24 protein-coding genes are annotated in these 26,234 nt (G+C 63.9%); 10 read left to right on the forward strand and 14 right to left on the reverse strand.

Annotated features, from left to right (window positions below; genetic code table 11):
* Positions 1-145 precede the first annotated feature (145 nt).
* From IF103_RS06290 to minC, 4 genes are all read right to left on the reverse strand, one after another.
* Positions 146-781, reverse strand: coding sequence for an RluA family pseudouridine synthase (locus IF103_RS06290; RefSeq protein WP_019472567.1), 636 nt, complete (start codon positions 779-781; stop codon positions 146-148).
* A 147-nt stretch (positions 782-928) separates the two neighbouring features.
* Entirely contained in the window at positions 929-1,183 is a 255-nt protein-coding gene (gene minE, locus IF103_RS06295; protein WP_003252572.1) for a cell division topological specificity factor MinE, read from the reverse strand.
* A 3-nt stretch (positions 1,184-1,186) separates the two neighbouring features.
* Positions 1,187-1,999 (reverse strand): septum site-determining protein MinD, encoded by an 813-nt coding sequence (minD, locus tag IF103_RS06300; RefSeq protein ID WP_023379230.1) that lies wholly within the window; start codon positions 1,997-1,999, stop codon positions 1,187-1,189.
* A gap of 97 nt (positions 2,000-2,096) precedes the next feature.
* Positions 2,097-2,855 (reverse strand): septum site-determining protein MinC, encoded by a 759-nt coding sequence (gene minC, locus IF103_RS06305; RefSeq protein ID WP_027906883.1) that lies wholly within the window; start codon positions 2,853-2,855, stop codon positions 2,097-2,099.
* A 111-nt stretch (positions 2,856-2,966) separates the two neighbouring features.
* On the opposite strand from minC, the gene IF103_RS06310 reads away from it, so the two are divergent.
* Both IF103_RS06310 and IF103_RS06315 read left to right on the forward strand, forming a co-directional pair.
* Positions 2,967-3,902, forward strand: a complete 936-nt coding sequence (locus IF103_RS06310; protein WP_023379232.1) for a lipid A biosynthesis lauroyl acyltransferase — start codon at positions 2,967-2,969, stop codon at positions 3,900-3,902.
* A gap of 53 nt (positions 3,903-3,955) precedes the next feature.
* Entirely contained in the window at positions 3,956-5,098 is a 1,143-nt protein-coding gene (locus IF103_RS06315; RefSeq protein WP_023379233.1) for a patatin-like phospholipase family protein, read from the forward strand.
* A 51-nt stretch (positions 5,099-5,149) separates the two neighbouring features.
* Here IF103_RS06315 and IF103_RS06320 read toward each other — a convergent pair whose 3' ends face one another.
* Positions 5,150-5,959 (reverse strand): MlaA family lipoprotein, encoded by an 810-nt coding sequence (locus IF103_RS06320; RefSeq protein WP_023379234.1) that lies wholly within the window; start codon positions 5,957-5,959, stop codon positions 5,150-5,152.
* A complete protein-coding gene (mlaY, locus tag IF103_RS06325) occupies positions 5,952-7,250 on the reverse strand; it encodes a lipid asymmetry maintenance lipase MlaY (protein ID WP_023379235.1) in 1,299 nt (432 codons plus the stop codon). The genes IF103_RS06320 and mlaY overlap by 8 nt, the downstream gene beginning before the upstream one ends.
* 208 nt (positions 7,251-7,458) lie before the next feature.
* On the opposite strand from mlaY, the gene IF103_RS06330 reads away from it, so the two are divergent.
* Complete coding sequence (locus IF103_RS06330) at positions 7,459-7,824, forward strand: hypothetical protein (protein ID WP_202675942.1); 366 nt, start codon at positions 7,459-7,461, stop codon at positions 7,822-7,824.
* Between the two features lie 37 nt (positions 7,825-7,861).
* Here IF103_RS06330 and IF103_RS06335 read toward each other — a convergent pair whose 3' ends face one another.
* Positions 7,862-9,427 (reverse strand): glycoside hydrolase family 17 protein, encoded by a 1,566-nt coding sequence (locus IF103_RS06335; protein ID WP_023379237.1) that lies wholly within the window; start codon positions 9,425-9,427, stop codon positions 7,862-7,864.
* A 197-nt stretch (positions 9,428-9,624) separates the two neighbouring features.
* On the opposite strand from IF103_RS06335, the gene IF103_RS06340 reads away from it, so the two are divergent.
* From IF103_RS06340 to IF103_RS06350, 3 genes are all read left to right on the forward strand, one after another.
* Entirely contained in the window at positions 9,625-10,485 is an 861-nt protein-coding gene (locus tag IF103_RS06340) for a glycine betaine ABC transporter substrate-binding protein (protein WP_027906882.1), read from the forward strand.
* A gap of 368 nt (positions 10,486-10,853) precedes the next feature.
* Complete coding sequence (locus IF103_RS06345; protein ID WP_023379239.1) at positions 10,854-11,165, forward strand: DUF485 domain-containing protein; 312 nt, start codon at positions 10,854-10,856, stop codon at positions 11,163-11,165.
* On the forward strand, positions 11,162-12,826 hold the full coding sequence (locus IF103_RS06350; RefSeq protein WP_023379240.1) for a cation acetate symporter: 1,665 nt from the start codon (positions 11,162-11,164) through the stop codon (positions 12,824-12,826). Before IF103_RS06345 ends, IF103_RS06350 begins: the two co-directional genes overlap by 4 nt.
* 67 nt (positions 12,827-12,893) lie before the next feature.
* On the opposite strand, the gene IF103_RS06355 is transcribed toward IF103_RS06350, so the two are convergent.
* Positions 12,894-13,046 carry a DUF3309 family protein gene (locus IF103_RS06355; RefSeq protein WP_003252624.1) on the reverse strand — a complete coding sequence of 51 codons (153 nt, stop codon included), beginning with the start codon at positions 13,044-13,046 and terminating at the stop codon, positions 12,894-12,896.
* Between the two features lie 236 nt (positions 13,047-13,282).
* Between IF103_RS06355 and IF103_RS06360 the strand changes: the two genes are divergently transcribed.
* Positions 13,283-14,092, forward strand: coding sequence for an SDR family oxidoreductase (locus tag IF103_RS06360; protein WP_023379241.1), 810 nt, complete (start codon positions 13,283-13,285; stop codon positions 14,090-14,092).
* A gap of 128 nt (positions 14,093-14,220) precedes the next feature.
* The gene (gene csrA / locus IF103_RS06365; protein ID WP_023379242.1) at positions 14,221-14,409 is read left to right on the forward strand and encodes a carbon storage regulator CsrA; all 189 of its coding nucleotides are present in this window, start codon (positions 14,221-14,223) and stop codon (positions 14,407-14,409) included.
* A 3-nt stretch (positions 14,410-14,412) separates the two neighbouring features.
* Here the strand turns inward: csrA and IF103_RS06370 are convergent, their stop codons facing one another.
* From IF103_RS06370 to mnmC, 5 genes are all read right to left on the reverse strand, one after another.
* A complete protein-coding gene (locus IF103_RS06370; RefSeq protein ID WP_202675943.1) occupies positions 14,413-14,640 on the reverse strand; it encodes a YheU family protein in 228 nt (75 codons plus the stop codon).
* A gap of 101 nt (positions 14,641-14,741) precedes the next feature.
* Positions 14,742-15,914, reverse strand: a complete 1,173-nt coding sequence (locus IF103_RS06375) for an osmoprotectant NAGGN system M42 family peptidase (protein ID WP_023379244.1) — start codon at positions 15,912-15,914, stop codon at positions 14,742-14,744.
* 250 nt (positions 15,915-16,164) lie between these two features.
* On the reverse strand, positions 16,165-17,916 hold the full coding sequence (gene ngg / locus IF103_RS06380; protein ID WP_202675944.1) for an N-acetylglutaminylglutamine synthetase: 1,752 nt from the start codon (positions 17,914-17,916) through the stop codon (positions 16,165-16,167).
* Positions 17,917-17,919: 3 nt separating this feature from the next.
* The gene (locus tag IF103_RS06385; RefSeq protein WP_023379246.1) at positions 17,920-19,707 is read right to left on the reverse strand and encodes an N-acetylglutaminylglutamine amidotransferase; all 1,788 of its coding nucleotides are present in this window, start codon (positions 19,705-19,707) and stop codon (positions 17,920-17,922) included.
* 213 nt (positions 19,708-19,920) lie between these two features.
* Positions 19,921-21,888: a bifunctional tRNA (5-methylaminomethyl-2-thiouridine)(34)-methyltransferase MnmC2/FAD-dependent 5-carboxymethylaminomethyl-2-thiouridine(34) oxidoreductase MnmC1 gene (mnmC, locus tag IF103_RS06390; protein WP_023379247.1), complete on the reverse strand. Its 1,968-nt coding sequence runs from the start codon at positions 21,886-21,888 to the stop codon at positions 19,921-19,923.
* A 145-nt stretch (positions 21,889-22,033) separates the two neighbouring features.
* On the opposite strand from mnmC, the gene pap reads away from it, so the two are divergent.
* The gene (pap, locus tag IF103_RS06395; protein WP_023379249.1) at positions 22,034-23,527 is read left to right on the forward strand and encodes a polyphosphate:AMP phosphotransferase; all 1,494 of its coding nucleotides are present in this window, start codon (positions 22,034-22,036) and stop codon (positions 23,525-23,527) included.
* Between the two features lie 199 nt (positions 23,528-23,726).
* Positions 23,727-24,689 (forward strand): DMT family transporter, encoded by a 963-nt coding sequence (locus IF103_RS06400; protein WP_023379250.1) that lies wholly within the window; start codon positions 23,727-23,729, stop codon positions 24,687-24,689.
* A gap of 123 nt (positions 24,690-24,812) precedes the next feature.
* Here IF103_RS06400 and IF103_RS06405 read toward each other — a convergent pair whose 3' ends face one another.
* Positions 24,813-26,207 (reverse strand): class II fumarate hydratase, encoded by a 1,395-nt coding sequence (locus tag IF103_RS06405; protein ID WP_023379251.1) that lies wholly within the window; start codon positions 26,205-26,207, stop codon positions 24,813-24,815.
* Positions 26,208-26,234 lie beyond the last annotated feature (27 nt).

Below are 26,234 nucleotides of genomic sequence, written 5' to 3' on the forward strand. Positions count from 1 at the left end.
AGCAGTGGCGCGAGTTTAGCGCAGTTGGTCGGGAAAATGTGCCGGCCTCTTCGCGGGCAAGCCCACACAAGTTGACCTATGCCCTCAAGGCCAGTGGTGTTCCTGTGGGAGCGGGTTTACCCGCGAAGAACCCAGCACCGATGGATCAGAACGGCGCCGGACACTCGAACTTCAGGCGCTCGCCGGACACCGGGTGGGTAAAGCTCAGCATCGACGCATGCAGGCACAGCCGCTCATGGGCTGCCAGCGCCTCGGGGTTGGCGTACAGCCGATCCCCCAGCAGCGGATGGCCGATCGACAGCATGTGCACACGCAGCTGGTGCGAGCGCCCGGTGATCGGCGTCAGCTCGACCCGGCAATGATCACCGCAGCGCTCGACGATGCGCCAGAAGGTCAGGGCATGCTTGCCCTGCTCATGGTCGACCACGTGGCGCGGCTTGGTGGGCGGGTCGTAGCGCAGCGGCAGGTCGATGCTGCCGCTGTCCAGCGCCGGCTGGCCCCAGCACAGTGCGGTGTAGGCCTTCTCCGTCTCGCGGTCGTGAAACTGGCGAGACAACTCGCGATGGCTGTCGGCGTCGCGGGCGAGCAGGATGATGCCGGAAGTTTCCCAGTCGAGGCGATGAACGATCAGTGCATCCGGGTAGCCGTTTTCCTGCAGGCGGGTGATCAGGCAGTCCTTGTTGTCCTCGGCACGGCCTGGCACCGACAGCAGCAGGGTCGGTTTGTTGATGACCAGGATGGCGGCGTCTTCGTGAAGGATCTGGATGTTCGACAGCGGCATTGCGGGGTCTCTGTGAAAGCGGGGTAAACCATTGGGGCCACCTTGCGGCCCATCGCCAGCAAGCCGGCTCCTACCGGTTGGGTGTAGGAGCCGGCTTGCCGGCGATGGGCTGCAAAGCAGCCCCAATGATCACAACCCGATGCCGAATCAGCGATCCGGCAGGGTGATGTTCAGTTCCAGAATCGAGCAGCTACCCTGGTTTTCCAGCTCGATGTGCACATCGTCGTTGCCGATGTTCACATACTTGCGGATCACTTCGAGCAGTTCTTTCTGCAGGGCCGGCAGGTAATCCGGCTCGCTGCGCTGGCCGCGCTCATGCGCCACGATGATCTGTAGACGCTCTTTCGCTACCGACGCGCTGGTCTGTTTCTGTCTGCCACGAAAGAAGTCAAAAAGGTTCATGGTTTACTTGCCTCCAAACAGGCGCGCGAAGAATCCTTGCTTCGGCACTTCGATGAACCGCAGGGGCTTTTCTTTGCCCAGCAGGCGGTCGACGGTATCGCTATAAGCCTGGCCGGCATCGCTCTGGTCATCGAGGATGACCGGGATACCCTGGTTGGAAGCCTTGAGCACCGCCTGGGACTCGGGGATTACACCCTTGAGTTTGATCGCCAGGATCTCTTCGACGTCGGCGATGCTCAGCATTTCGCCTTTTTCCACGCGCTCGGGGTGATAGCGGGTGATCAGCAGGTGTTCCTTGATCGGCTCTTCACCGTTCTCGGAGCGGCGCGACTTGCTCGACAGGATGCCCAGCATGCGGTCGGAGTCACGTACCGAGGAAACCTCTGGGTTGGTCACCACGATGGCTTCGTCGGCGAAGTACATGGCCAGGTGCGCGCCTTTCTCGATACCGGCAGGCGAGTCGCAGATGACGAAGTCGAACTGCTCCTTGAGCTCCATCAGCACCTTTTCCACGCCTTCCTGAGTCAGCGCGTCCTTGTCACGGGTCTGGCTGGCAGCCAGCACGTACAGGTTCTCCAGGCGCTTGTCCTTGATCAGGGCCTGCTGCAGGTTGGCTTCGCCGTTTACCACGTTGACGAAGTCGTACACCACGCGGCGTTCGCAGCCCATGATCAGGTCGAGGTTACGCAGGCCCACGTCGAAGTCGACGATGACAGTCTTGTGGCCACGCAGTGCGAGGCCGGTACCGATGGCGGCGCTGGTAGTGGTCTTGCCCACTCCCCCCTTGCCGGAAGTAACCACGAGAATCTTGGCCAAGGTGTTTCACCCCTAAATAAGTCGGGACGCGGGTCCCTGCAAAATACAAAAAACGGCAACGCACAAAATGTTGCCTAAAAATGTCGGCAAGTATCCGTTAAAGACGGGTGATGTTCAACACGTCGCCAGACAGGCTGACCTGCACACCCGAGCCCCACAGCGGGTCGCGGCGCAGGTCTTCGCAAACCTTGTATTGGCCAGCGATCGAGACCATTTCGGCGGTCATTTGCTGGCAGAAGATACGCGCCTTGGTGTTGCCCTTGATACCTGCCAGGGCACGGCCGCGCATGGCGCCGTACACATGGATGTTGCCATCGGCGAGAAGTTCCGCACCTGGGCTGACCGAACCTGTGACCACCAGGTCGCCGCCCTGGGCGTAGATCTGCTGGCCGCCACGCACCGGCGAGGTGACGATGCGGGTCGGGCGCACCTCTGGCTCGGGCGGTGGCGGCGGGGCAGGGGCCGGCTCGGGCTTCTTCACTTCGGGCTCGGGCTCGAGCGGTCGCTCGCGGGCCCCGGACGGCGGCAGCACCGGCAGGTCGATGGCGATCGCCGCGGCGATGTCCTCGATACGGCTGGCACGAATCGCCAGGGTACGCAGGCCATGGTGGCGACAGATGCGCATCAACCCAGGCAGGTCGATCGCCCCTTCGTCGGCCGGCAGCTTGTCCAGCGCCAGCACCAGCGGCGTGTTGCTGAAGAAATTCGGGGCCTGAGCCACTTTCGCCGCCAGCTGGCGATCGAGGGCTTCGAGGTCGTTGCGCCCCAGTTCCAGCACAGTGATGGCGAGCATGCTGCCCTTGAGCTGGAACACGGTGGGGGTGTCGGGTGTGTGGTTTGGGCTCATGGTCTGCATAGACGGCTTGTTGCGAAAAAAGTGCCCTGACTTATAACGATAAGACCGGTTGGCCGCAACCGGCGGCGAACCGATGTAGAATGCGCGCTCTTTGTCTTGCCGGAAGCTTCAATGGAACGCCCGCGTTTTCGACCCTATTTCCTTCACCCGCGATTCTGGGGCCTGTGGCTGGGCCTGGGCCTGCTGTGGCTGGTGGTGCAGCTGCCCTACCGTGCCCTGTTGTGGCTTGGCAGTGCCCTGGGCGCGCTGATGTACCGGGTGGCCGGTGAGCGCCGGCGCATTGCCGCACGCAATCTGGAGCTGTGTTTCCCGGAGTTGTCGGACGACGAACGGCGGCGTCTGCTCAAGGCCAACTTCGCCTCCACCGGCATCGCATTCTTCGAAATGGCCATGAGTTGGTGGTGGCCGAAGGCCAGGCTGGCTCGCCTGGCGCACATCGAGGGGATCGAGCACTTGCAGGCAGCCCAGCAGGCGGGCCAGGGCGCGATCCTGATGGCCGTGCACTTCACCACCCTGGAAATCGGCGCCGCATTGCTCGGCCAGGCGCACACCATTGACGGCATGTACCGCGAGCACGGCAACCCGCTGTTCGACTATATCCAGCGTCGCGGTCGCGAGCGTCACAACCTCGATTCGCTGGCCGTGGAGCGTGAGGATGTGCGCGGGATGCTCAAGTTGCTGCGTTCGGGCCGGGCGATCTGGTACGCACCGGATCAGGACTACGGCGCCAAGCAGAGCCTGTTCGTGCCGCTGTTCGGCATTCCGGCGGCAACCGTGACCGCCACCACCAAGTTCGCCCGCCTGGGCAAGGCGCAGGTCATTCCCTTCACCCAGAAGCGTCTGGAAGATGGCAGCGGCTATCGTCTGGTGGTGCATCCACCGCTGGCCGATTTCCCTGGTGAAAGCGAAGAGGCGGATTGCCTGCGTATCAACCAGTGGGTCGAAAGCGTGCTGCGCGAGTGCCCCGAGCAGTACCTGTGGGCGCACCGACGCTTCAAGTCGCGCCCTGAAGGTGCGCCACGGCTGTACGACAAGAAAAAGCGCTGACCTCCCGTGTGGCCAGTTCCGGCGATTAAGGTCAGAACAGACAGGATGAATCGATGACCTCAACCACAGGCCTGATCCTTTCCGGCGGCGGTGCCCGTGCTGCCTATCAGGTCGGTGTGCTGGCCGGCATCGCCGAGCTGCTGCCACCCGGTGCGCCCAATCCGTTCCCGGTCATCGTCGGCACCTCGGCCGGCGCCATCAACGCCGTGACCTTGGCCAGTGGCGCCACCCGCTTCACCGAGGCGGTGCACCGGCTCACCGCATTCTGGCAGAACCTGCGCAGCCACCTGGTGCTGCGCAGCGACTGGCCTGGCGTCATCCGTCAGGCCAGCCGTTTTGTCGCGCACAACCTGATGGGGCTGGGAGGGCCGGTGCCGGTCGCGCTCCTGGACAACCGACCCCTGCATCGCCTGTTGCAGTCGCACTTGGACCTGGATGGCATCGGCCATGCCCTGGCCAGCGAACAGCTGCGCGCCGTGGCGGTCACCGCTTTCGGCTACGAGTCAGGGCAGGCGGTGACCTTCTACCAGGCCCGTAGCACCATCGAGTCGTGGTTGCGTCATCGACGCATCGGTGTGCCCACGCCCCTGACCATTGAGCATCTGCTCGCCAGCGCGTCTATCCCGTTGCTGTTCGCGCCGGTAAGGCTGGGGGACGAATACTTCGGTGATGGAGCGGTACGTCAGTCCGCCCCTATCAGCCCGGCCCTGCACCTGGGCGCCAGCCGGGTGCTGGTGGTGGGGGTCAGCGGCAACCCCCAGCGGCCGGCACCGCCCCTGCCGACCCAGCGCGTGTTCAGTGGCCAGCAGCCCAGCTTGGCGCAGATCGGCGGGCACATGCTCAACAGCACGTTCATCGACAGCCTGGAAGACGATATCGAGCTGCTCCAGCGCCTCAATTACCTGAGCCGCCTGTTGCCGGCCCACCTGGACGCGCGGCGCCTGGGCCTGGCGCCGATCGATGTGCTGGTGGTGGCGCCCAGCCAGCCGCTGGACGAGATCGCAGCGCGGCATCGGCGTGAACTGCCTGCGGCTTTGCGGCTGTTCCTGCGCGGGCCGGGCGCGACCCGGACCAGCGGAGCGGGGGTGTTGAGTTATCTGCTGTTCGAGGCCAGTTACTGCAGTGAACTGATCGAACTCGGGCGGCGGGATGCGCTGGCCAAGAGCAAGGAACTGCGCCAGTTCCTCAACCTCTGAGCCATCGCGGCCGGCTTGCCGGCGATCGGGCCGCACGCGGCCCCTGCTCTGTCACTCCGCTATCTGCAGCTTGCGCGCCTGGGTATACACATACCGCACCTTTTCGTACTCGAACGGCGAGTTCAGCTGGCCATAGCGGAATTGGGTGGTGTAGCGCTTGTCCACCACACGCAGTGCCAGGATTTCCGGGTGGTCCGTACTGGCCTCGGCAACGTTCAGGTAGTTGGCCGCCTGCTCGCCAACGTAGTCCACCACCTGCCCCGTGGTGTCGCGCAGGTTCGAAGGCCCGAGGATCGGCAGCATGATGTAAGGCCCGTCAGGCACGCCATAGAACCCCAGGGTCTGGCCGAAGTCTTCGCTCTGACGCGGCAGGCCCATCTTGGTTGCCGGGTCCCACAGCCCGCCGACGCCGATGATGGTGTTGAACATCAGCCGCGCGGTGATCTGCGCCGAGCGCTTGACCTTCAGCTGCAGCACGCTGTTGGCCAGGTTCGGCACATCACCCAGGTTGTTGAAAAAGTTGCTCACGCCGGTACGCACGAAGCTTGGGGTGACGTAGCGGTACCCGTCGACCAGCGGCAACAGCACCCATTGGTCGAAGCGGTAGTTGAAGTGGTAGATGCGCCGGTTGATCGACTCCAGCGGGTCATAGATGTTCAAGGCTTCCAGGGTCGAGCGCTCGAATTCGCGCTGATCGAGCCCAGGGTTGAATTTCAGTTCGCGCAGCGGGTCGAGGAAACCATCGGACTCGGGGGTCACGACCGGGTCGGCCTCGATCACGCTGGCTCGCGGCGCGCGCTCTGCCGCCAGGGTGTTGCCAGCAGCGAGGAGGGCGCAGACAAGCAGCAATTTCTTAACCACGGAAGAACTCCAGCATGGCGTCGCTGTTGACGCGGTAGTTGAGGTTGCCGCAATGGCCGCCATGGGGGTAAAGGGTCAGGCGATCACCGAACACCCTGCGCAGGAAACCGATATCGCCTGGGCCGAGGATGACATCGTCGGCATTGTGCATCACCGCGATCTTATCGTTGTTGCGCAGGTAGTCTTCCAGGGCATAGAGGCTGGCCTGGTCGATCAGTTGCAGGATGCTGCCGCCGTCGGTGCGTGCCCGCCACATGGGAATGACCTGCTCGGTCAGGTAGCAGTCGAAGTCGCATTGCAAGGCGCGCTTGAAGAACGGCGTCAGGCTGCTGCCCTCGGTGATCGGGAACTTCGGCGGAATGATCAGGCCACGGCGGTTGATCAGGTCGGAGGTGAAGGCGATGTCGGCTGCCGAGAAACGGAACGAGGTGCCGATCAGCATGGCCATCTGTTCGTTGGACAAGTGCTGGCGTGACTGCTGGAAGTCGTACAGCAGGGCATCGTTGAGGTCGATGTAGCCTTTTTCCTGGAAGTAGCGGGTGAGCTTTTTCAGCATCAGTTCATAGAATGTGGTGCTGCGGTTGATGCCTTTGACCTGGGTCTGCACCAGTTTGTCCAGGTTGTTGATCGAGGTATACAGGTTGACCGGCGGGTTGAGCAGCAGCACGCGCTTGAAGTTGAAGCTGCGGCGGGTTTCGTCGAGGTGGCTGACGAACGCTGCGTCCAGTGCACCGAGGCTGTAGCCGGTGAGGTAGAAGTCCTTCACTGGCAGGCGCGGGTGCTGCGCACGTACCGCCTGCATGACCCGGTACATGTCCTCGGCGTCCTCCTGGCTGACGCCCGGTGTGGCGAAGCGCGAGGCGGCGCTCATGAAGTCCCAGCTGGTGGGCGACGACAGTTGCACCACATGGAAGCCGGCTTGGTAGAACAACTTCTTCAAGTACTCGTTGATGCTGCTGGAGTAGGGCGCGCCGGTGCCGGCGATGATGAAGATCAGCGGCGCTTCGCGGTCCTGGCGGGCCAGGCGGTACTTGAGTTTCTTCACCGACCAGAAGTTGTCGGGCAAGGTGAATTCGCGCTCGGGGCGCAGGTTCAGGCTGTAATCGGCCTGGTTGATGTCATCGTCGCTGGGCAAGGCCGGGCGCTGCTCGGGCGGCGTGGTGGCGATGGTGGCCTCGAACGGGTTGGTCAAGGGGTAGCCGTAGCTCGCGGCGTCAATATCACGCGCCGACGCGGCCACAGCCATGAGCAGGCCGCAGAGCAGGGCGGCAAGGCGCAAAGGTCGAAGCATGTGTTCCCCCAGAAAAGCGCAAGGTAATTCGGTACGCAGGCTAGGACCACGTTATCCGGGGCAAAGTTGCCCGGTGCGGTGGTCTTTGTCGCCCCAGATGTTATGGCGATGCAGGTTCTGTGCACCTTAGCTGTCGGGATGTGATTTTGCCTTAGTCCTAGGCCTGGGCGATCATGAAGACCCTCGATTACCGCTATTGGAGAACTGGATGTCTCGTTCGTTGCCGGCCATTGTGCTGCTCACGGCGCTGGCCTTGTGGCTGGCTGCAAGCTACGGCGTGCGCTATGGGTTGATGGAAGACAGCCAATGGGTCGGGCTGTGCACGGCGCCTGGCGAGTACTGGCAGTGCCAGGCGCGCGCGTTGCTGGGGTTGGGGATCCATTACCAGCTACTGGCCTGGGCCGGGCTGGGCCTGGCGTTGCTCGCCCAGGTGGTGCCGGGCAGGGCGGGCTGGTGGTTGGCGGTGCTGGCACTGCTGTTCGGCATTCCGGCTTTGGTGTTGTATACCGCCAGCATGGCGGTGTTCTCCGTGGTTTTGGCCGGGTTGCGGTTGGTACGGCGGGGTAGGGATTGAGATGCGCAAGGGTTGAATGCCAAGGTGGGCTGCAGTTTCACGCCTTCCTAAGCCGCAGGCTGCGCCACAACGCGCCCACCATCAGCACACTCACCACCGCCCAGCTCCAGGCCTGCTGGTTTTCAAGCCCTTCCCTGAACAGCTGCGGCGCCACGCCAGCACCCACGATCAACGCCAGCAAGGCCGCTTCCGCCCGCGCCGTTGCCACTGGCCGCAGCAGGTACACCACCGCCGGCAAAGCCAGCGCGGCGGTGGGGAAACTGCGGTAGCGTGGGTCGAACACCATCGCCAGCATGCTGACCGCCGCTGCGAAACCTCCAGCGAGCAACAGCCATCCGGCGCGCGCCTGCAACCAGGCGAACAGCCGCGCTCGCCAGCCTTCGTGGCGCGTCAGCGCCAGCACACCGTGCACCAGCACCAGCAGGTTCAGCGCAGCCAGCAGTAAAGCCCACACCCATTCACCGGCAAACCGAGCATGGGTGCGCATCAGCTCGCCCCACAGCCCCAGGCAGGCTGCACCAAACGCAGCCAGTAGCGGCAGCAGAAAAGCCGCCTCAGGCGTCGCAGGGCGCCCGGCCAGCAGTAGCAGGGCCGCCATCAGCATCCCGCAAGCCAATAGCCACTGCGGCCAATAGGGCAGGTTGCTCACGGGCCCTTCCAGCACGCCTTTGTCCTGCCGGTCGGCGTCGTAAAGCCCCCAGTAACCTCCCACCGCACCCTCGCTGGCGCGCTTCCAGGGCTGGTCGAAGGCCTCGATGAGGTTGTAATCCCAGCCGTTTGCCTCAGCCATGGCGACGAAACCGCGGATGAAGCGTGCTTCGTTGACCCGGCTGGGCACGGCGGTTTCCCGTTGGCGGCCTTCGCTGGGCCAGCCGGTTTCGCCTATCAGGATGTTCTTGGGGGCGAAGCGGTTGCCGAACACGCGGCGTACCTCGGCAACATGGGCCAGGGCATCGTCTATGCCGCGTGGGTCATCTTCCCAATAGGGCAGCAGGTGAATGGTCAGGAAGTCCACTGCAGGTGCCACCTGTGGATGCTGTAGCCAGAACTCCCAGACATCGGCGTAGGTCACCGGCACCTTGACCTGGGCCTTGACCTTGGCGATCAACCCCGCAAGCCGTTCACCGGTGACCTCCTTGCGCAGCAGCGCCTCGTTGCCGACGATCACCGCGCTGACCACATCGGGGTTGGCGTTGGCCGCCGCGATGAGCAAGTCCACCTCCTTTTCGGTGTCCACCGGATTGGCGTTGACCCAGGCCCCAAGCATCACCTTCAGGCCGTGTTTGCGGGCCAGTGCAGGAATGGCTTCAAGACCGGTCATGGAATAGGTGCGGATGCACTTGAATCGTTCAGCCAGCAGCGCCAGGTCGGCGTCCATCCGCGCCGGGCGCAGGCGAAATGGCTGGTCGAAAGGGGACTGGTCCTTGTCGAAAGGGGTGTACGAGGCGCACTGCAGCTTGTGCGTGGGGCTCGCCGCATCGGCCAGGTGCACCGGCTTGCCAAGCCCGTACCAGAGCGCCCCAAGCCCGATGAGGGCCAGCAGGCAGGCAAGCAGGTATACAGGCAGCGTCCAGCGGGCAGCAGTGGGCATCAGGCGGTCCATCGTCAGGCACAAAAGGATAGATAGTAGCCTGGCGCCAATGCTTTGGCATGCAAGGATCGCGCAGAGCGGTGCAGAGATATGGCGCTAATGGCGAAGTGCTGTCGCATATGGTTCGGGTAAAGGTCGCAGATGGAGCAGGGGTGCCTGTGTGGCAGGCAGATGATGCAATCTCCAAGACCTGACGAGGGAATGCTTTGATGGCTACTTTTACAAAAATGCGTCGTTTCCTGGGCGTGGGCACCGCCATGGTATTGGCCATGAGCGCGGCTCAGGCAATGGCCAAAGAAGTCAGCATCGGTTACGTGGATGGGTGGGCCGACAGCGTGGCTACAACCAACGTGGCCGCCGAAGTAATCAAGCAAAAACTCGGCTATGACGTGAAGCTACAGGCCGTGGCCACTGGCATCATGTGGCAGGGCGTGGCCACCGGTAAGCTCGATGCCATGCTGTCGGCCTGGTTGCCGGTGACCCATGGCGAATACTGGGCCAAGAACAAGGACAACGTGGTCGACTATGGCCCGAACTTCAAGGATGCCAAGATCGGCCTGATCGTCCCCGAGTACGTCAAGGCGGTGAGCATTGGCGACCTCAAGACCGATACTTCCTTCAAGCAGAAAATCGTCGGCATCGACGCCGGCTCCGGTGTGATGCTCAAGACCGACCAGGCCATCAAGGACTACGACCTGACCGGTTACAAGTTGCAGGCCAGTTCGGGCGCGGCGATGACCGCGGAACTGGGCCGTGCCTATGCCAAGCAGCAGTCCATCGCCGTGACTGGTTGGGTGCCGCACTGGATGTTCGCCAAGTGGAAGCTGAAGTTCCTTGAAGATCCGAAAGGCGTCTACGGCGCTGCCGAGACCGTCAACAGCATTGGCAGCAAGGAACTGGCCACCAAGGCACCGGAAGTGGCGGAGTTCCTGAAGAAGTTCAGCTGGCAGTCCAAGGACGAGATCGGCGAGGTGATGCTGGCGATCCAGGAAGGGGCCAAGCCTGAGGCAGCGGCCAAGGATTGGGTCGCCAAGCACCCAGAGCGGGTCAAGGAGTGGACTGGCAAGTAATCACGGGTAGGGGGAGGTGCTTGCCGTTGATCCTTGAGCGCCTGTGAGATCGAGCGCCGCCCGCGCGGCGCATCGCGAGCAAAGCTCGCTCCTGCGTTTGTTTCGGGCCAATCGCTCGTGTGGGTCTGCGCGCAATGACAGACCTCCCTGGCCGTGAACCCACGTAGGAGCGAGCCTTGCTGGCGATGCGCCGCGCGGGCGGCGCTCTATCTACGTGCCTGTGCAAGACCCAAGACCAGCACAGCTTTTTTACGGATTCTGTAAAACACCGTTGCATCTAAGACTAAGGTCGTCTGGTTGGTGTCCAAAGGCAGCATAAAGTAAGGGTGTGGGTTCCATCCCCTATCTGTGCTGCTAGGACAAAAACAATGAACGACAGCATTTACCTCTCGATACAAAACAGCCCGCGGTTCAAGGAGCTGGTCACCAAACGCGAACGGTTTGCCTGGGTTCTCTCGGCAATCATGCTCGGCCTGTACTGCGCTTTCATCCTTCTGATCGCCTACGGTCCTCAGATTCTGGGCGCCAAGCTCAGCCCTGAGTCGTCGATCACCTGGGGCATTCCCCTGGGCGTCGGTCTGATCGTCTCGGCATTCGTCCTCACCGCCATCTACGTTCGCCGCGCCAACGGCGAGTTCGATGAGCTGAACAAGGCCATCCTGAAGGAGGCGCAACAATGATTCGCCACGCCAAAGCCTTGGCCGTACTGGCCTGCGGTGCTTTCGCACCCGCCGTGTGGGCTGCCGATGCCCTGACCGGCGAGGTGCAGAAACAGCCGCTGAACGTGTCGGCGATCGCCATGTTCGTGGCCTTCGTCGCTTTCACCCTGGGCATCACCTACTGGGCCTCCAAACGCAACAAGTCGGCGGCGGACTACTACGCTGCCGGCGGCAAGATCACAGGCTTCCAGAACGGCCTGGCGATCGCCGGCGACTACATGTCGGCAGCCTCGTTCCTGGGTATTTCCGCGCTGGTGTTCACCTCTGGCTACGATGGCCTGATCTACTCGATCGGTTTCCTCGTCGGCTGGCCGATCATCCTGTTCCTGATCGCCGAGCGGCTGCGTAACTTGGGCAAGTACACCTTTGCCGACGTGGCTTCTTACCGCCTCGGGCAGAAGGAGATCCGCACCCTGTCGGCATCCGGTTCGCTGGTGGTGGTGGCGTTCTACCTGATTGCGCAGATGGTCGGCGCGGGCAAGCTGATCGAGCTGCTGTTCGGCCTGGACTACCACGTCGCGGTCATCTTGGTGGGTATCCTGATGTGCCTGTACGTGCTGTTCGGCGGCATGCTGGCCACCACTTGGGTACAGATCATCAAGGCCGTGCTGCTGCTGTCCGGTGCCAGCTTCATGGCGCTGATGGTGATGAAGCACGTGGGCTTCGACTTCAACACCCTGTTCTCCGAAGCGATCAAGGTGCACAGCAAAGGCGAGGCGATCATGAGCCCTGGCGGCCTGGTCAAGGACCCGATCTCGGCGTTCTCCCTGGGCCTGGCGCTGATGTTCGGTACCGCTGGCCTGCCGCATATCCTGATGCGCTTCTTTACCGTCAGTGACGCCAAGGAAGCTCGCAAGAGCGTGCTGTATGCCACTGGCTTCATCGGTTACTTCTACATCCTGACCTTCATCATCGGCTTCGGCGCGATCCTGCTGGTCAGCACCAACCCAGACTTCAAGGACGCCGCTGGCGCCCTGATCGGCGGCAACAACATGGCGGCGGTGCACCTGGCCGATGCCGTGGGTGGCAGTGTGTTCCTCGGCTTCATCTCGGCGGTGGCCTTCGCCACCATCCTGGCGGTGGTCGCCGGCCTGACCCTGGCCGGTGCCTCGGCGGTGTCCCATGACCTTTACGCCAGCGTCTGGCGCAAGGGCAAGGCCAACGACAAGGACGAGATCCGCGTGTCGAAGATCACCACCATCGCCCTGGGCGTGCTGGCGATCGGTCTGGGTATTCTGTTCGAGAAGCAGAACATCGCCTTCATGGTCGGCCTGGCCTTCTCCATCGCCGCCAGCTGCAACTTCCCAGTGCTGCTGCTCTCGATGTACTGGAAGAAGCTGACCACCCGTGGCGCCATGATCGGCGGCTGGCTGGGGCTGGTCAGCGCGGTGACGCTGATGATCCTCGGCCCTACCATCTGGGTGCAGATCCTCGGCCACGAAAAACCGGTCTACCCGTACGAGTACCCGGCGCTGTTCTCGATGCTGATCGCCTTCGTCGGTATCTGGTTCTTCTCGGTCACCGACAAGTCCAAGGCCGCCGAAGACGAGCGTGCGCTGTTCTTCCCGCAGTTCGTTCGTTCGCAAACGGGCCTGGGGGCTTCTGGCGCTGTGTCCCACTAAACACTGAAGATGTAAAAAAACCGCGATACGGGGCGACCCGTATCGCGGTTTTTTCGTACCAGGCCGGCTAGATCATGCCCAGTAGCAATAGCACCAGCAGAATCACCAGCACCACGCCGATGATGCCGGAAGGGCCATAGCCCCAACTGCGCGAGTGTGGAAAGACCGGTAAGCCACCAATCAAGAGCAGGATCAGGATGATGATGAGGATCGTGGTCATAACGGAGTCCTTGGGTAGTTGAAGGGCAAGGGCCTCGGACTGCTGGCCTCTTGCTAATTCGGACTGGTGGGCGAGGGGAAAGATTCCATTTTTGTGTGTTCGGCCCCACGCACCCATCGTCGGCAGGCTGACTGCTGCGGGCGATGGGCCCCCATTCACTACCCTGATTAACCCTGCCTGCCACCCACGCCTTGATTAGACTCGTCTCATCACCTGTCAGAACAAGGCCTGCCACCATGCAAAACCGCATCATGATCACCGGCGCCGGTTCCGGCCTCGGCCGCGAGATCGCCCTGCGCTGGGCGCGCGAGGGCTGGCGCCTGGCGCTGGCCGACGTCAACGAAGCCGGCCTGCGCGAAACCCTCGAACTGTGCCGCGCGGTCGGTGGCGACGGCTTCGTGCAACGTTGCGACGTGCGCGACTACAGCCAGCTCACCGCCCTGGCCCAGGCTTGCGACGAGAAACTCGGCGGTATCGATGTCATCGTCAACAATGCCGGTGTCGCCTCGGGTGGCTTCTTCGCCGAGCTGTCGCTGGAGGACTGGGACTGGCAGATCGCGGTCAACCTGATGGGCGTGGTCAAGGGGTGCAAGGCATTCCTGCCGCTGCTCGAACGCAGCAGGGGGCGCATCATCAACATTGCCTCCATGGCTGCGTTGATGCAGGGGCCGGGCATGAGCAACTACAACGTGGCCAAGGCCGGTGTGTTAGCGCTTTCGGAGAGTCTGCTGGTCGAACTGCGCCAGGTCGAGGTGGCGGTTCATGTGGTATGTCCGTCGTTCTTCCAGACCAACCTGCTCGATTCTTTCCGTGGGCCGGACCCGGCCATGAAGGCCCAGGTCGGCAAGCTGCTGGAAGGCTCGCCGATCAGCGCCGCCCAGATTGCCGAGCATATCCATCGGCAGGTGGCAGCCGGGGAATTCCTGATCCTGCCTCACGAAGCGGGCCGCCAGGCCTGGCAACTCAAACGCCAGGCCCCGGAGCGGCTGTATGACGAGATGGCGGAAATGGCGGTGAAGATGCGAGCCAAGGCTCAAAGCCGCTGACCGTGAGGGTTGTCTGTAGGGCGATTTACCACATCGTGTAGGGTTGTTCTGAATTTCGGTCAAGGCGTTGAGTAGCCTAATGTACCCGATGCAGTCTCCAGTTTTCCCTGTCGCTGGAGGATCGGAGCATGTTGGTCATTACGCGTGAAATCGGCGAGGTCATCACCATCGGTGACGACATTCGGATCAAGGTGGTGGAGGTACGGGACCACGTGGTGCGCATGGGCGTGGATGCACCGCGTGAAGTGGCGGTGCACCGCAGTGAGGTCTATAAGCGCATCAAGGCCGGCGAGCAACCCAAGCTGCACACGCTTTGACGGTCAGTCGAGCAATTCCTGTGGCACATCGTGGCGGGCCAGCAGCTGGCACTGCTGGCTCTCGGGATCGAAGAGAATGAACGCCTGCCCTTTGGCCAGCGCTTGGCGCACCCGCAGCACGCGGGTTTCCAGCGGGGTATCGTCACCGTTGTCGGTGCCGTCGCGGGTCACGAAGTCTTCGATCAGGCGGGTCAGTGTGTCGGCTTGCAGTTGGTCGTAGGGGATCAGCATGTCAGGTGCGTTTCCAGGAGCGTAGGTACGGGCATGCTACGCGAAACCTCAGGAAGTGGGGGGCCGCTGTGCGGCCCATCGCGACGCAAGGCCGCCCCACTTCAACCTTTGTTGCCGATCAGGCTGTCCACCGCGGGCACCCGGGTGTCGCTCTCCATTTGCGCATCGTGCTCCAGTTGGTGGCTGAAGCGCTCGAGCGAGGTATTGGCCGGCTGCGAGTCGCTGGCGAACACCGGCGGACTGAGCAGGTAGCCCGACAACAAGCGGCTGAGCGCGGCCAGGCTGTCGATATGGGTGCGCTCATAGCCGTGGGTGGCGTCACAGCCGAAGGCCACCAGCGCGGTGCGGATATCGTGCCCGGCGGTGACTGCCGAATGGGCGTCGCTGAAGTAGTAGCGGAACACATCGCGCCGCACCGGCAGGCATTGGTCTCCGGCCAGTTTCAGCAGGTGGCGCGACAGATGGTAGTCGTAGGGACCGGAGGAGTCCTGCATGGCGACGCTTACCGCATGCTCGCTCGATGCCTGGCCGGGCGCGACTGGCGCGATGTCGATGCCGACGAATTCGCTCACGTCCCAGGGCAGGGCGGCGGCGGCGCCGGAGCCGGTTTCCTCAGTGATGGTGAACAGCGGATGGCAGTCGATCAGCGGCTGTCGTCCACTGTCGACCACCGCCTTGAGGGCGGTCAGCAAGGCCGCCACGCCGGCCTTGTCATCCAGGTGGCGGGCGCTGATATGGCCACTTTCGGTAAACTCCGGCAGTGGGTCGAAGGCAACGAAATCACCGATGGCCAGGCCCAGCGCCTCGCAGTCGGCCCGTGTGGCGCAATAGGCATCCAGGCGCACCTCGACGTGTTCCCAGCTCACGGGCATCTGGTCGATGGCGGTGTTGAAGGCGTGACCGCTGGCCATCAGCGGCAGCACGCTGCCGCGGTAGACACCGGTGTCGGTGAACACACTGACCCGGCTGCCTTCGGCGAACCGGCTGGACCAGCAACCCACGGGCGCCAAGGCCAGGCGGCCGTTGTCCTGCAGTTGCCGCACGCTGGCGCCGATGGTGTCCAGATGCGCCGAGACGGCGCGGTCGGGGGAGTTCTGCCGGCCCTTGAGGGTGGCACGGATGGTGCCGCGTCGGGTCAGCTCGTAGGGGATGCCCAGTTCATCCAGGCGTTCGGCCACGTAGCGCACGATGGTGTCGGTGAATCCGGTGGGGCTGGGGATGGCAAGCATCTCCAGCAGCACGCGCTTGAGGTAGTCCAGATCGGGTTCGGGCATGTGCACTCCTCTGATCGTTGTATGGGCCATGCCGGCTTCTTCACCGGTAAACCCGCTCCCACAGGTTCAGGGCAGGAGCGGAGAGGCCGGCACAGGCGCTGAAATTCATCCACTCAGGCTAGGCTCTGTACGAACAGCCTTGATACTCGGTGATGCTGCGTTGAAAACAGCCTCGCAATGCTCATTTACAACCCGTAAACGCCGCTTCCTCGGCTGTTTTCGCCTTGCCTGACCTTCGTCTCGAGACGTTTCATGAAGACCCTAATGGCCGGCTATGCGGAAACAGCAAGTCGACGAAGCGTTCGGCAGTGGGTTGCGGTTCATGGTTGGCCAGGCCAACCCGCTCGTTGGCCTCGATGATCACGTAGTCCAGCTGCGCGGCATCGCGCACCATAAGGTCAAGGCCAACCACCGGAATCTCCAGCGCGCGGGCAGCCCGCACGGCCGCATCGGCCAGCACCGGGTGCAGGCGTTCGGTCACATCCTCCAGGGTGCCGCCTGTGTGCAGGTTGGCGGTGCGACGCACAGCCAGGCGCTGGCCGGCAGGCAGCACGCTGGCGTAGTCCAGGCCTGCGTCGCGCAAGGTGCGCTCGGTTTCATCGTCCATGGGAATACGGCTTTCGCCACCGGTAGCGGCCTGGCGACGGCGGCTCTGGGCGTCGATCAGCTGCTTGACGCTGTGCTTGCCGTCGCCGATCACCTGGGCCGGATGACGAATGGCCGCCGCGACCACTTCATGGCCAATCACTACGATGCGCAGGTCGTGGCCGGGGTGGAAGCTTTCCAGCAGCACGCGGCTGTCGAAGCGGCGGGCTTGGTCTACAGCCTGGCAAACCTCGTCGTAGGTGGTCAGGTTGACCGCCACCCCTTGGCCTTGCTCGCCATCGACCGGCTTGACCACCACCGCCCCATGCTCTTCGAGAAACGCCAGGTTGTCGTCGGCGTTGCCAGCCAGCTGCTGCACCGGCACCTGCAATCCGGCAGCGTGCAGCGCCTGGCGGGTGAGGCACTTGTCCTGGCAGAGGGTCATGCTCAGCGCGCTGGTGAGGTCGCTCAGCGACTCGCGACAACGCACCCGCCGCCCGCCCAGGCTAAGGGTGAACAGCCCATGGGCGGCATCGTCCACCTGCACCTCGATGCCGCGTCGGTAGGCTTCATCGACGATGATCCGGGCATAGGGGTTGAGCTCGGCCTCGGGGCCGGGGCCCAGGAACAGTTGCTGGTTGATGCCGTTCTTGCGTTTGACCGCGAAGGTTGGCAGGTTGCGGAACCCAAGCTTCTGGTAAAGGCGCTTGGCCTGACGGTTGTCGTGCAACACCGACAGGTCAAGGTAGGCCAGGCCACGGCTCATGAAGTGCTCGATCAGGTGACGCACCAGGACTTCGCCGACGCCTGGACGGCTGCACTGCGGGTCAACCGCCAGGCACCACAGGCTGCTGCCCAATTCCGGGTCGTCGAAGGCCTTGGCATGGTTCAGGCCCATCACGCTGCCAATCACCGCACCACTGTCTTCATCTTCGGCCAGCCAGTAGACCGGCCCGCCCAGGTGGCGCGGCGTCAGTCGCTCGGCCTGGATCGGCAGCATGCCTCGCGCCTGGTACAGGCCGTTGATGGCCTGCCAGTCAGTTTCGCTTTGCGCCCGGCGGATACGAAACCCGCGGAATACCCGCTGTGCCGGACGGTAGTCGGTAAACCACAGACGCAGGGTGTCGGAAGGGTCGAGGAACAGATGCTGCGGCGCCTGGGCCAGCACTTGCTGGGGCGCGGCCACGTACAAGGCGATATCGCGCTCGCCGGGGCGCTCCTCCTGCAGCGCCTCGGCAAGGCTCGGGGCATCCGGGAAGGTGTGGCCGATCAGCAGGCGGCCCCAGCCGCAGTGCAGTGCCCGGGGCTGGTCGTGGGGTTCGCTGCCGTCACCGGCCAGGCGCGCCTGCAGGCGCTCATAGGACGGCGACTGGCCACGCAGCAGGCGCTGACCGTAAGCGATTTCGTGAGCTTTCATCGGTCAGATTCCTTGTTCGCTGAGCCACAGGTTCAGGGCTGCCAGTTGCCACAGCTTGGAGCCACGCAGCGGGGTCAGTTGGCCGTGAGGGTTACTCAGCAGGCGGTCGAGCATGGCAGGGTTGAACAGTCCACGGTCCTGGCTGGGGTCAGTCAGCAGTTCGCGCACCCAGTCCAAGGTCGCGCCTTGCAAATGCTTGAGGCCCGGTACGGGAAAGTAACCTTTCTTGCGGTCGATCACCTCATGGGGGATAACTCGCCGCGCGGCATGCTTGAGCACGTGCTTGCCGCCATCGGGCAGCTTGAAGCGGGCCGGTATGCGCGCCGAAAGCTCGACCAGACGGTAATCCAGGAACGGCGTTCGGGCTTCCAGGCCCCAGGCCATGGTCATGTTGTCGACGCGCTTGACCGGGTCGTCCACCAGCATCACCGTGCTGTCAAGGCGCAGGGCCTTGTCGACGGCATCGGCGGCACCTGGCCGGGCGAAGTGTTCACGCACGTAGTCGCCGGCAACGTCGGTTTCCAGCAACCAGGGGGCCTGTACCGTGTCGCGATACTCGGCATGGCTGCGATCGAAGAACGCGTCGCGGTAGGCGCTGTAAGGATCCTGGGCGCCCTCCAGCTGCGGGTACCAATGGTAGCCGGCGAACAGCTCGTCGGCGCCCTGGCCGCTCTGCACGCCCTTGCAGTGCTTGGCCACTTCGCGCGACAGCAGGTAGAAAGCGATGCAGTCGTGGCTGACCATCGGTTCGCTCATGGCACGGAAGGCGGCCGGCAACTGCTCGATGATTTCCTGTTCGGCGATGCGCAGCTTGTGGTGTCGGGTGCCGTAGTGCTTGGCAATCAGGTCGGAGTACTGGAACTCGTCGCCGCGCTCGCCGCCTGCGTCCTCGAAACCGATGGAGAAGGTCGACAGGTCGTCCACGCCGACTTCACGCAGCAGGCCGACCAGCAGGCTGGAGTCGACCCCACCGGAAAGCAGCACTCCGACATCCACCGCGGCGCGTTGGCGAATGGCCACCGCCTCGCGGGTGGCATCGAGCACCCGGGTGGTCCAGCCTTCAAGGTCGAGCTCCCGCTCATTCAGGTTCGGCCCATAGTGCAGCTGCCACCAGGTCTGGCGCTCGACTTCGCCATGGCGGTCGATACGCATCCAGGTGCCCGGTTCCAGTTTCTGCACGTTGGCCAGCAGTGTGCGTGGCGCCGGCACCACGGCGTGGAAGTTCAGGTAGTGGTTGAGGGCGACCGGGTCGATCATCGGATCGATGTCGCCGCCCTTGAGCAGCGCAGGCAGCGTCGACGCGAAGCGCAGGCGCTCACCGTTGCGAGACAGGTACAGCGGCTTGACGCCCAGGCGGTCGCGGGCCAGGAACAGGCGCTGCTGATCGCGCTCCCAGATAGCCAGGGCGAACATCCCGTTGAGCTTGGGCAGCAAGGCGGCGCCCCAGGCGTGATAGCCCTTGAGCAGCACCTCGGTGTCGCCGTCGGACCAGAAGGTGTAGCCCAGGTCCTGCAGCTCTTGGCGCAACTCGGGGAAGTTGTAGATGGCGCCGTTGAACGCCAGCGACAGCCCCAGGGTGTTGTCGACCATGGGCTGGGCCGAGCCATCGGACAGGTCCATGATCTTCAGCCGACGGTGGCCGAGGGCGATCGGGCCTTGGCTATGGAAACCCCAGGCATCGGGGCCTCGGGGCGCCAGGTGATGAGTGATGCGCTCTACCGCGGCCAGGTCGGCCGGGCGAGGGGCTTGGTCGAGGGGGGTGAAACGTAACTCTCCTGCTAATCCGCACATAGGTCCTTACCGGTTTTTCCGTTGGGGAATCAGTGCCCTGTGAAGGGCGTGTACCAGAAACTGACCGGAGGGGATTGTGAGAGTTTTAGAACGATCTGTTATATGCAGCCCGCTGCGCTTACACACCGCGCCAGGAGCGAGCCGTGCTCGCGATACGCCGCGCGGGTCGCGCCCGATCCCACAGACGCACCCCATCGATCGGCAACCCGCCCATCACGTTCCCCGAATCAACCGGCGCAACGCGAACCGATTCGGATGACAAGCCTGTGCCACTGCCTGTGGCACTGGCAATGGCTCACCGCTTGCCCAAGCCGCCACCAGTTCCCCGCAAAGCGGCGCGGTAATCAGCCCGCGCGACCCATGCCCGCTGTTCACGTACAGCCCTTCGACCCACGGACACGGCACGTCCGGCACCTGCCGCGCATCCTTGCCCAGCACCGCGTAGGCCTCGTTGAACGCCTGCGGCTCGGCCACAGGCCCGACGATCGGCAGGTAATCCGGGCTGGTACAGCGGAACGCGGCTCGCCCCTGCAGCTGCGCGGGGTCGAGGTCGGCGGTAGCCAGACGTTGGGCCAGATCCACGGAGATCTCATCCAACAGCGCCAGGTTGCCTTGGTGCTCGGCCAGGGTCGGCGCCAGGTCCTGGTTATGGAAATCGAAACTGGCGCCCAAGGTGTGTTCGTCGCCACGCGGCGGTGCCACGTAGCCCTCGGCACACACGACCGTGCGCAGCGCTCGGCTGCTGTCGGTCGCCGGCAGGCGGGTGATCTGCCCCCTGATACGCTTGAGCGGCAGCCCGGCGCAAGGTTCGAAGCGACGCACGTCAGCAGCACCGGCCAACACCACCACTGGCGCGCTGGCCAGCAGGCGTTCGCCATTCCAGGCCTGCCACAGGCCATTGGTCTTGCGCAGCTCGATCACCTCATGATGCGTCAACACGCGAATGCCGGGGTGCTGCAACTGTGCCTGGCACAGCGCGGGGGGGTGTACCCAACCGCCTTCCGGATAGAACAACCCGCCCGCTGGCAGCGCGACGCCGGCAACCGCCTCGGCTTCGGCGCGCTCAAGGCTGTGCAGCAGGCTGCTGTCGAAGGCGTCGGCGAGTTTCTGCTGGCGCTCGGCCTCCTTGGCGTCGAACGCCAATTGCAAAACCCCACAGCTGTCCCACGCCTCGCCGCGTTGCAGGCGCTCCAATTGTCGCCGGGTGTAACCGAAGCCAGAGAGGATCATCTGCGACAGGGCGGTGCCGTGGGCGGACAGTTTCAGGTACAGCACCCCTTGGGGGTTTCCGGAAGCTTCCCGGGCCGCGGCATCGTGGCGTTCCAGCACCGTGACCTGCCAGCCGCGGGCGGCGAGGCTGGCGGCGCTGGCACTGCCGGCCAGCCCCGCGCCGATCACCAGCGCCTCGCGCGGGCCGTCGATAGCCGGTGGTCGGGCATACCAGGGTGGGGTTTGCGTGCTTGCCGCGAGGCCGCCGAATTCGCCGCTCATCACTTCCCATTTCTTGCCGATGCCGGGCACCTTCTTCATGGCGAAGCCCGCTTCCACCAGCCCACGGCGTACCCAGCCGGTGGTGGTGAAGGTGCCCAGCGTGGTACCTGGGTACGACAGCCGGGCCAGTTGCGCGAACAGCTCAGGGGTCCACATGTCGGGGTTCTTCGCCGGGGCGAAGCCATCCAGGAACCACACATCGACCTTGGCATCGAGCTGCGGCAGTTGCTCCAGCACGTCGCCGATCAACAAGGTGAGGGTGACACGGCCATCGTCGAAGGTGAACGGCTGAAACCCCTGGTGCACCGCCACGTACTGCTTCAGGAACGGCTCGGTGCAGGCCGCCAGCTCCGGCCACAGGCGTACCGCGCGGGCCATGTCGGCAGGGGCGAGCGGGTACTTTTCGACACTGACGAAATGCAGGCGCGCCGTGACGGGGGCGTGCTGCCTGAACAACTGCCAGGCGCAGAAGAAATTCAGGCCGGTACCGAACCCCGTCTCACCGATCACCAGGCAGGCTTGAGGTTCCAGGTTGGCGAAGCGCTGACGCAGACGGTTCTGTTCGATGAACACGTGCACGGTTTCCTCGATGCCTTCGTTCTTCGAGAAATACACATCGTCGTACTGCCGCGAATGGGGGCGGCCCTGGTCGTCCCAGTCGATCTGGGCGTGCTGGAGGAGGGTGGACATGGTGGGCTCGGGTTGTCGCGAAGGGGGGATTTTATGCCATCTGCCGGCGTTGCGCAGTCCTCGCCGGCAAGCACCTCGATAGAGCCAGTGCAGGTGGCGCAAATCCGCTAGTCTTGTCTATCCAATGCAAGGAGCCAGCGCAGCCATGTTCGAATCCGCGGAAATCGGTCACAGCATCGACAAGGAAACCTTCGAGGCCGAGGTACCGGCCCTGCGTGAAGCCTTGCTCGAAGCCCAGTACGAGCTCAAGCAGCAGGCGCGCTTTCCGGTGATCGTGCTGATCAACGGCATCGAAGGCGCCGGCAAGGGCGAGACGGTGAAGCTGCTGAACGAGTGGATGGACCCGCGCCTGATCGACGTGCTGACCTTCGACCAGCAGACCGACGAAGAGCTGGCCCGTCCACCGGCCTGGCGCTACTGGCGCGCCTTGCCGCCCAAGGGACGCATGGGCGTCTTCTTCGGCAACTGGTACAGCCAGATGCTTCAGGGGCGGGTCCATGGCTTGTTCAAGGATGCCGTGCTCGACCAGGCGATCACGGGTGCCGAGCGCCTGGAGCAGATGCTCTGCGATGAAGGCGCGCTGATCATCAAGTTCTGGTTCCACCTGTCCAAGAAACAGATGAAGGCCCGGCTCAAGGCGCTCAAGGACGACCCGCTGCACAGTTGGCGCATCAGCCCGCTGGACTGGCAGCAGTCGGAGACCTATGACCGCTTCGTTCGCTTTGGCGAGCGTGTGCTGCGCCGCACCAGCCGCGACTATGCGCCCTGGCATGTCATCGAAGGCGTCGACCCCTACTACCGCAGCCTGGCGGTGGGGCGCATCCTGCTCGACAGCCTGCAAGCGGCGCTGGCCATCAACCCCAAGGGCAAGCACCAGGGCAACGTGGCGCCGCTGGGGCGTAGCATCGACCAGCGCAGCCTGATCGGCGCCCTGGACCTGACCCGGCGGCTGGACAAGAGCGACTACCAGGAACAGCTGGTCACCGAGCAGGCACGCCTGGCCGGCCTGCTGCGGGACAAGCGCATGCGCCGGCATGCCCTGGTCGCGGTGTTCGAAGGAAACGATGCCGCCGGCAAGGGCGGGGCCATACGCCGCGTGGCTGCCGCGCTCGACCCCCGTCAGTACCGCATCGTGCCGATCGCCGCGCCCACCGAAGAAGAGCGCGCCCAGCCGTACCTGTGGCGCTTCTGGCGGCACATTCCGGCACGGGGGAAGTTCACCATCTTCGACCGGTCGTGGTATGGACGCGTGCTGGTGGAAAGGGTCGAAGGGTTCTGCACACCGGCCGACTGGATGCGCGCCTATGGCGAGATCAACGATTTCGAAGAGCAACTGGTCAATGCCGGCGTGGTGTTGGTCAAGTTCTGGCTGGCCATCGACCAGCAGACCCAGCTGGAGCGCTTCGAGGAGCGCGAGCAGATTCCGTTCAAGCGCTACAAGATCACCGAGGAGGACTGGCGCAACCGCGAGAAGTGGGGCGTCTACAGCGAAGCAGTGGGCGACATGGTCGACCGTACCAGCAGCGAGATCGCGCCGTGGACACTGGTGGAAGCCAATGACAAGCGCTGGGCACGAGTGAAGGTGTTGCGCACTCTCAATGACGCGTTGGAAGCTGCGTTCGCCAAAGACAAGAAATAGCGGAAAGGGGAGGTTGGCTGGGCGGGCCTCCTCGTGCAACCTGCTTCCTCAGGCGTCGTGGGGCATGGCTGGCCCATCCATCAAGCCATGCCTTGCAAGAATGACCTGATGAATTCTTTTCTCGCCACACGCCGCAGACTCAGGCCTGTAAACCCGTAGAATCCTACCTACCCCCACCACGGGCTCGTTCGAGGACACTATGCACACCACTTCCGGCCGCTGGGGCTATGGACTGTTCCTGGCCCTGTTGACGGCGCTGCTCTGGGGCATATTGCCGATCAAGTTGAAGCAGGTGCTGCAAGTGGTCGATCCGGTCACCGTCACCTGGTACCGCCTGCTGGTGTCGGGCGGGCTACTGTTCGCCTGGCTGTCGGCCCAGCGGCGGCTACCCTCGTTCGGCAAGCTGGGGCGCAAGGGCAAGGGCCTGGTGGTGGTTGCCATCGGTGGCTTGATGGGCAACTACGTGCTCTACCTGATCGGCCTCAAGTTGCTCAGCCCCGGCACTGCGCAACTGGTGGTGCAGCTTGGGCCAGTGCTGTTGCTGGTGGCCAGCGTGTTCGTGTTCAAGGAGCGGTTCAGCCTGGGGCAGGGCATTGGTTTGCTGATTCTGCTGGCAGGCTTTGGCCTGTTCTTCAACCAGCGGCTGGAAGAGCTGCTGACCTCGCTGGGTGTCTACACCACTGGCGTACTGACCATCATCCTGGCCACCAGCATCTGGGTGTTCTATGCCTTGAGCCAGAAGCAGCTGCTGACGGTGTGGAATTCGCAGCAGGTGATGATGGTGATCTATCTGGGTTGCGCGGCGTTGCTCACCCCCTGGGTACACCCGCTGGAGGCGCTTGCGCTTTCGCCGGTGCAAGGCTGGCTGCTGCTGGCCTGCTGCCTGAATACCCTGGTGGCCTATGGCGCCTTTGCCGAGGCCTTGGCCCATTGGGAAGCGTCGAAGGTCAGTGCCACGCTGGCGCTGACTCCGTTGGTAACCTTCGTGGCGGTTGCGGCGGCGGCCTGGGTATGGCCGGACCATGTCCACGCCGAGGAGATCAATGGCCTGGGCTATGTGGGGGCGGTGACGGTGGTGATCGGTTCGGCGCTGGTGGCGTTGGGGCCGTCGCTGGTGGCCGGGTGGCGGGCAAGGAATGCACGCCTGGCTCAAGTTCGCTGAACATCGCCGCCCAGTCGGATTTTACAGTGCATTTCACGGCCCATGTGGCCCATGGGGAGTGGCCTTGCGTCGTGAAAGGGCCGCAGCGCGGCCCCGGCTTGCTCGACTGCGACGCACCCTGGGTTAGCCCTTGCCTCCGGGCGCCAACATGTTCTGCGGCCTGACCCATTCATCGAACTGTTCGTTGGTCAGGTACTTCAACTCCAGTGCCGCCTCACGCAAGGTCTTGCCCTCGGCGTAGGCCTTCTTGGCAATTTCCGCGGCCTTGTCATAGCCGATATGCGGGTTCAGCGCGGTCACCAGCATCAACCCTCGCTCCAGATGCGCGGCCATTTGCTCGGCATCCGGCTCGATCCCGGCCACGCAATGCGCCTGGAAGTTGCGACATCCGTCGGCCAGCAGTTCGATGGACTGCAGCAGGTTGTGGATGATCACCGGCTTGAACACGTTCAACTGCAGGTGACCTTGGCTGGCGGCGAAGCCGATGGCGGCATCATTGCCCAGCACCTGACAGGCCAGCATCGACAGCGCCTCGCACTGGGTCGGGTTGACCTTGCCAGGCATGATCGAACTCCCAGGCTCGTTGGCCGGCAGGCGCACTTCGGCCAGCCCTGCGCGCGGCCCGGAGCCCAGCAGGCGCAGGTCGTTGGCGATTTTCATCAGTGCCACCGCCAGGGTCTTGAGGGCGCCGGCCAGGCTGGTCAGGGGTTCGTGGCCGGCGAGGGCGGCGAACTTGTTCGGCGCGGTGACGAAGGGCAGGCCGGACAGTGCGGCCAGCTCGGCAGCCACGGCCTCGGCGAACCCGTGTGGGGCGTTCAGGCCTGTACCGACGGCCGTGCCGCCCTGGGCCAGTTCGCACACTGCCGGCAGCGTGGCGCGGATGGCGCGCTGGGCATAGTCGAGCTGGGCGACGAACGCCGACACTTCCTGGCCGAACGTGATCGGGGTGGCATCCATCATGTGCGTGCGGCCGGTCTTGACCAGCTTGTGGTGGCGCGCCGAGAGCTCGGCAAGGCCCGACGACAGTTCGGCAATCGCTGGCAGCAGGCGCTCCTGCACCGCTTGGGCGGCGGCGATGTGCATGGCAGTGGGGAAGCAGTCGTTGGAACTCTGCGAACGGTTGACGTGATCGTTGGGGTGGACCGGCGCCTTGCCGCCACGGCCCTTGCCGGCCAGCTCGTTGGCGCGCCCGGCGATCACTTCGTTGACGTTCATGTTGCTTTGCGTGCCGCTACCGGTCTGCCAGACGACGAGTGGAAACTGGTCGTCGTGCTGGCCTGCGAGCACTTCGTCGGCGGCCTGCTCGATCAGGCGGGCGATGTCGGCGGGCAAGTCGCCGTTGCGGTCGTTGACCCGTGCCGCGGCTTTCTTGATCAGCGCCAGGGCGTGCAGCACCGCGAGCGGCATGCGTTCCTTGCCAATGGCAAAGTTGATCAGCGAGCGCTGGGTCTGCGCGCCCCAGTAGGCGTCGTCCGGAACTTCGACCGGGCCCAGGCTGTCTGTCTCGATACGGCTCATGCTGCGCTCACTCCTTTGTAGTCTGAA

The organism is Pseudomonas sp. SK2 (assembly GCF_016772395.1).
In the GTDB taxonomy this organism is placed as follows: domain Bacteria; phylum Pseudomonadota; class Gammaproteobacteria; order Pseudomonadales; family Pseudomonadaceae; genus Aquipseudomonas; species Aquipseudomonas taiwanensis.

Excerpts from the sequence above, each read along its gene's own strand:
- mnmC (WP_023379247.1), bottom strand. The coding sequence starts at position 21,888 with ATGTCCACCCTCCTCCAGCACGCCCAGATCGACTGGGACGACCAGGGC.
- IF103_RS06370 (WP_202675943.1), bottom strand. The coding sequence starts at position 14,640 with ATGCTGATCCCCTACGACCAACTGCAAGCCGACACACTGACCCGCCTG.
- IF103_RS06340 (WP_027906882.1), top strand. The coding sequence starts at position 9,625 with ATGGCTACTTTTACAAAAATGCGTCGTTTCCTGGGCGTGGGCACCGCC.
- minE (WP_003252572.1), bottom strand. The coding sequence starts at position 1,183 with ATGAACCTTTTTGACTTCTTTCGTGGCAGACAGAAACAGACCAGCGCG.
- IF103_RS06310 (WP_023379232.1), top strand. The coding sequence starts at position 2,967 with ATGGAACGCCCGCGTTTTCGACCCTATTTCCTTCACCCGCGATTCTGG.
- IF103_RS06330 (WP_202675942.1), top strand. The coding sequence starts at position 7,459 with ATGTCTCGTTCGTTGCCGGCCATTGTGCTGCTCACGGCGCTGGCCTTG.
- mlaY (WP_023379235.1), bottom strand. The coding sequence starts at position 7,250 with ATGCTTCGACCTTTGCGCCTTGCCGCCCTGCTCTGCGGCCTGCTCATG.
- IF103_RS06355 (WP_003252624.1), bottom strand. The coding sequence starts at position 13,046 with ATGACCACGATCCTCATCATCATCCTGATCCTGCTCTTGATTGGTGGC.
- IF103_RS06385 (WP_023379246.1), bottom strand. The coding sequence starts at position 19,707 with ATGTGCGGATTAGCAGGAGAGTTACGTTTCACCCCCCTCGACCAAGCC.
- csrA (WP_023379242.1), top strand. The coding sequence starts at position 14,221 with ATGTTGGTCATTACGCGTGAAATCGGCGAGGTCATCACCATCGGTGAC.
- IF103_RS06345 (WP_023379239.1), top strand. The coding sequence starts at position 10,854 with ATGAACGACAGCATTTACCTCTCGATACAAAACAGCCCGCGGTTCAAG.
- IF103_RS06290 (WP_019472567.1), bottom strand. The coding sequence starts at position 781 with ATGCCGCTGTCGAACATCCAGATCCTTCACGAAGACGCCGCCATCCTG.
- IF103_RS06375 (WP_023379244.1), bottom strand. The coding sequence starts at position 15,914 with ATGCCCGAACCCGATCTGGACTACCTCAAGCGCGTGCTGCTGGAGATG.
- IF103_RS06315 (WP_023379233.1), top strand. The coding sequence starts at position 3,956 with ATGACCTCAACCACAGGCCTGATCCTTTCCGGCGGCGGTGCCCGTGCT.
- IF103_RS06360 (WP_023379241.1), top strand. The coding sequence starts at position 13,283 with ATGCAAAACCGCATCATGATCACCGGCGCCGGTTCCGGCCTCGGCCGC.
- IF103_RS06350 (WP_023379240.1), top strand. The coding sequence starts at position 11,162 with ATGATTCGCCACGCCAAAGCCTTGGCCGTACTGGCCTGCGGTGCTTTC.
- pap (WP_023379249.1), top strand. The coding sequence starts at position 22,034 with ATGTTCGAATCCGCGGAAATCGGTCACAGCATCGACAAGGAAACCTTC.
- minC (WP_027906883.1), bottom strand. The coding sequence starts at position 2,855 with ATGCAGACCATGAGCCCAAACCACACACCCGACACCCCCACCGTGTTC.
- IF103_RS06335 (WP_023379237.1), bottom strand. The coding sequence starts at position 9,427 with ATGGACCGCCTGATGCCCACTGCTGCCCGCTGGACGCTGCCTGTATAC.
- ngg (WP_202675944.1), bottom strand. The coding sequence starts at position 17,916 with ATGAAAGCTCACGAAATCGCTTACGGTCAGCGCCTGCTGCGTGGCCAG.
- IF103_RS06405 (WP_023379251.1), bottom strand. The coding sequence starts at position 26,207 with ATGAGCCGTATCGAGACAGACAGCCTGGGCCCGGTCGAAGTTCCGGAC.
- IF103_RS06400 (WP_023379250.1), top strand. The coding sequence starts at position 23,727 with ATGCACACCACTTCCGGCCGCTGGGGCTATGGACTGTTCCTGGCCCTG.